We start from the raw sequence: 4,334 nt of genomic DNA, 5'->3' as shown, positions 1-4,334 counted from the left end.
ATTTTGTGATCTAAAAATTAACATGAGTGAATACATACCATTTTATTTTCCCAAATGTCCCAGTTGTGGTAAACAATGGGGCAAAAATTATCATAGAAGTTGTATATTTAATGGTGAATTATTAATTGAACCATATCAAAGACAGATTAAATGTGATTCTTGCGGTGAGCAATGGTATGTTCTAGATAGTAAGTTTTATTRCTCTTGTGGATATCAATTTTATCCTTCAGAAGTAGAAGAAGCTCTGACTACCACGGAATTTCTCAGGCAGAGGTTGCTTCAAAAAATCAATKAAATGGATTTGTATGAAAGTCAAATTATTGCAAAATCTCAAAGTTCTTTTAGTCAATGGGTGTCTGATATTAGTTATGACATTGCTAGAGTTTTAGGTACAACAGCATCTAAGGCAAGACAACTGATTACTAATTTTTTTGATAAATGGTTCAGTTAGAAAACTAAATATACAGCTTAAGTCAGTTGTACACAAACTTAATATTTCAGTGATTCCAGTTTCAGGAATTGGAGTTCAATTGCAAGAGGGATTCTTCATTTTTAGCTATGATAAGCACTCAGAGAGGTAGTTGCGATCACCGATCTTGAAATTTTCCCCGAAGATGGAAAACGCTACGAAATTATTGACGGAGAGTTAATTGTCACCATAGCAAATCATTGGAGACATCAAGAGGTCAGCGGAAATATTTATGCGGAGTTACAGGCTTGGTCTCGTCGGACGGGTTGGGGAAGATCTGCGATCGCACTAACCCCGTTATCGATCGCCTAAATTGTTTAGGCTAATTAAGATATGTTATGATTGGGGTGGCTTTTCCGTGGTATTGATATGGGATCTGTGGTTTCTGGTTCACGAGCAACTATTAAATACTTGAAAGAACCTACCTCAATGGCTTGGGTTCAACAGGCGATCGCTAATTTGGATATTATCCTACTTGACCACTCCCACTGTGAACGTAAGGCGGCGGGAGTAGCCTTGAATTTGATGTTTCGTTACCCCTCTAGTACCCAATTGGTGCGAATGTTAACAGCGATCGCTCAAGAAGAATTACAGCATTTTGAACAGGTCAATCAGTGGTTAGAAAAACGACACATTCCCATGCGATCGCTTCCCTCTCCCCCCTATGGCGCAGGTTTGAATCGCCATGTCCGCCGAGAAGAACCACACAGAATGCTTGATTTATTATTGGTTTCTGGATTGATAGAAGCCCGCAGCCATGAACGTTTAGGCTTATTATCCCAATATTGTCCTGAGTTGGAATTGGCTAAGTTTTATCGCAGTTTGATGGCTTCCGAAGCCCGTCACTATGGTATTTATTGGGTGTTAGCAACTACTTATTTTGAACAGGAAACCGTTAGCCAAAGACTAGAGGAATTGGCTACTATTGAAAGTCAACTCCTTTCCACACTGCACCCGGAACCCCGGATTCATAGTTAGTCTCTGCCAAAAACTCCGATTTCTTAACTGATTATATCACCGAATTAACGGTTATGAGAAAAGTATATAAAGATTTTATAATTCGTTCCTGGGAATCAGGCGATCGCCAAGTTGTTCAAGACTTAATCGCCTCCGTCTTAGCTGAATATCGTTTAACTTGTGAACCGGAAGGCGCTGATGTGGATGTCTGGGAAGTCGAAAAGTATTATCTTAATAAGAATGGGGAATTTTGGGTAGTAGAACAACATCAAAACCTAGTCGGAACTGCTGCTTATTATCCCATTAATCGTGGTACAAATGCCGTGGAAATTCGCAAAATGTATTTACAGCCACAGGTCCGAGGTCTAGGATTAGGCAAATATTTATTAACCCAATTAGAACAAGAAATTCACACACGAGGATTTCAGGAGATTTGGATTGAAACTGCAACGGTTTTAACGGAAGCCGTGAAACTCTATGAAAATCATGGCTATCAACCGACAACGGGAGTAGAAACTCGACGATGCGATCGCATTTACAAAAAAACTTTGCCTTAGTATAGAGACCTATACCAACCCGGCGGCGGTTCTGAATGCCACACTCAGCCTTTCCGGTAGAGTCGGGAGCTTTCCCGCCGCCAAAGCTAAAAATTGGTCAATTAGCGGAACATACTACTAACGGAACTATCTTCGTGAATGCGCCAAATAGTTTCACCAAGTAAATTAGCAACCGATAACACAGTCAGCTGATCAAAAGTTTTATCCGGGGAAGCGGGGATAGTGTTAGTCACAATCACTTCCTCCAAAACCCCCGTAGACAGACGTTCAATAGCTGGGTGAGAAAACACCGCATGGGTAGCACAGGCATAAACCTGCCTAGCACCCTCTTCCCGGAGGAGGCGAGCGCCTTCGCTAATAGTCCCGGCTGTGTCAATCATATCATCAACCAAAACCGCTGTTTTACCTCTAACATCACCAATGACATTGAGAACCTCTGCCACATTATGAGACTGACGGCGCTTATCAATAATCGCCAGGGGTGCATCATTGAGTTTTTTAGCAAAAGCTCTAGCACGAGCGACACCTCCGACATCTGGAGATACTACGACAATATCAGATAGTCGTTTACTAGCTAGGTAGTTTAAAATAACAGGTGAACCATAAACATGGTCGAAGGGAATATCAAAATATCCTTGAATTTGTGCCGAATGCAAGTCCATGGCTAAAATCCGACTAGCACCAGCTTCGGTGATTAAATTAGCGGTCAGTTTGGCTGTAATCGATTCACGGCCGGCGGTTTTGCGGTCTGCCCTAGCATAGCCATAATAGGGTATTACCGCCGTAATTTGCCTAGCAGAGGCTCGACGACAAGCATCAATCATAATTAGGAGTTCCATCAGATTATCGTTGACTGGATGACAACAGGGTTGAATTAGGTAGACATCACAGCCTCGAATGGACTCCTGAATTTGGATGTAAAGTTCTCCGTCCGCAAACTGCTTGCGAACCATTGGCCCCAAATCAATGCCCAGATAGCGACTCACTTCGGTAGCTAAACCTGTATTGGCAGAACCTGAAAACAATCTTAGTCGATTGTGGTCGGTCATTAGTGCCTCAGAATGAGGAAGGGGTAGAGTGGCAGAACGGATCACGGCATTTCCTCGCAGTTCATTCCTAGCAATTTTATCATTATTTAGTAGCCCAGGAAACAGTTAAATTGGCTATCATTCAGGGGTAACTCTCCTTATCAAAGGATGGGAACAGGTGGCGACGGTTGTTGATGATATGCTCAACCAAGTTGGGGCGAGGTTGGCTCAACATACAGGTTATGGGTAAGTTGATCAGACCAGACTAGACCAATAATGCAAGGACGGAAAGGGAAGGCTCACGGAAACATGGTTAAAAATGTTGTTAAACACCAATTAGGGGGCATAATCAAGACTTTTTGAGGGCCTGGCCTTGATGTATCTGTTAATTTGTAACTCATGACAAGTATGAATTCTATGCAATCGGCTATTCCACTAGGGACTGTTTTACAAAATCGCTACCGCTTGATCAGGGTTTTGGGTCAAGGTGGGTTTGGCTTAACTTATCTGGCTGAAGATCTCGGTCGCTTTAATGAGTATTGCGCGTTAAAAGAATTTACCCCGGTGCAAATGGGGACCTATGCTTGGGAAAAGTCTAAAGAACTATTTAGGCGGGAAGCTCAGGTGCTTTACCAAATCCAACACCCGCAAATTCCTAAGTTTGGGGCGGTTTTTGAGGAAAATCAGCGCTTGTTTTTGGTTCAAGACTATGTGGAGGGTCAAACCTATTATGCGCTGCTCAAAGACCGGAAAAATGCCCCTGTTGGTCAACCTCGCACTTTTGCTGAGGCTGAGGTGATAACTTTCCTTGAGCAAATGCTACCAGTTTTGGAGCATCTCCATAGCCTCAATATTATTCATCGCGACATTTCCCCGGATAATATTATCCGCCGCGATCGCGATCAGCTTCCGGTTTTGATTGATTTTGGGGTAGTGATTGAACAGGCGACTTATATTCAGTCTCCGGGTCAAACTCAGCCGGTGGGTCAAACTAGGGTGGGAAAATTGGGTTATGCTCCTGCTGAACAAATGCAAACGGGGAAGGTTTCCCCCAGTAGCGATTTGTATGCTTTGGCGGTAACGGCGATTTTTCTGCTGACGGGACGGGAACCTCAAGATTTAATTAACCAACAAAATCTAACCTGGATGTGGGAACCTTGGGCTACTGTGACTCCTCAACTGGCGGCGGTTCTCAATAAAATGTTGAGCCGTAATCCTGGCGATCGCTATCAGTCGGCTAGGGAAGTACAACAGGCTCTCAATAATCTCTCTGGCATTATACCGACTCCCCCCACTACTGACCCGAATTTATCAGGACTTAAA

General features: G+C 43.2%; 6 protein-coding genes. 5 read left to right on the top strand and 1 reads right to left on the bottom strand.

Going from position 1 to position 4,334, the window contains the following annotated elements; genetic code table 11:
- From B9T16_RS26410 to B9T16_RS26395, 4 genes are all read left to right on the top strand, one after another.
- Positions 1–451: hypothetical protein (locus B9T16_RS26410; protein WP_410246150.1), on the top strand; the 451-nt coding region annotated here is incomplete at its 5' end.
- Positions 452–586: 135 nt separating this feature from the next.
- Positions 587–781: a Uma2 family endonuclease gene (locus tag B9T16_RS26405; protein WP_410246151.1), complete on the top strand. Its 195-nt coding sequence runs from the start codon at positions 587–589 to the stop codon at positions 779–781.
- Between the two features lie 57 nt (positions 782–838).
- Positions 839–1,447: a tRNA-(ms[2]io[6]A)-hydroxylase gene (locus tag B9T16_RS26400; protein ID WP_006619567.1), complete on the top strand. Its 609-nt coding sequence runs from the start codon at positions 839–841 to the stop codon at positions 1,445–1,447.
- 53 nt (positions 1,448–1,500) lie between these two features.
- Complete coding sequence (locus B9T16_RS26395) at positions 1,501–1,983, top strand: GNAT family N-acetyltransferase (RefSeq protein WP_410246149.1); 483 nt, start codon at positions 1,501–1,503, stop codon at positions 1,981–1,983.
- Positions 1,984–2,084: 101 nt separating this feature from the next.
- Here B9T16_RS26395 and B9T16_RS26390 read toward each other — a convergent pair whose 3' ends face one another.
- A complete protein-coding gene (locus tag B9T16_RS26390; RefSeq protein WP_043468481.1) occupies positions 2,085–3,077 on the bottom strand; it encodes a ribose-phosphate pyrophosphokinase in 993 nt (330 codons plus the stop codon).
- A gap of 351 nt (positions 3,078–3,428) precedes the next feature.
- Between B9T16_RS26390 and B9T16_RS26385 the strand changes: the two genes are divergently transcribed.
- Positions 3,429–4,334, top strand: a 906-nt coding sequence (locus B9T16_RS26385) for a protein kinase domain-containing protein (RefSeq protein ID WP_410246148.1), incomplete at its 3' end; no start/stop codon positions are given.

The sequence above is a fragment of the Arthrospira sp. PCC 8006 genome, assembly GCF_046480465.1.
Classification (GTDB): Bacteria; Cyanobacteriota; Cyanobacteriia; order Cyanobacteriales; family Microcoleaceae; genus Limnospira; species Limnospira platensis.
This window is presented reverse-complemented; position numbering and strand designations above follow the sequence as displayed.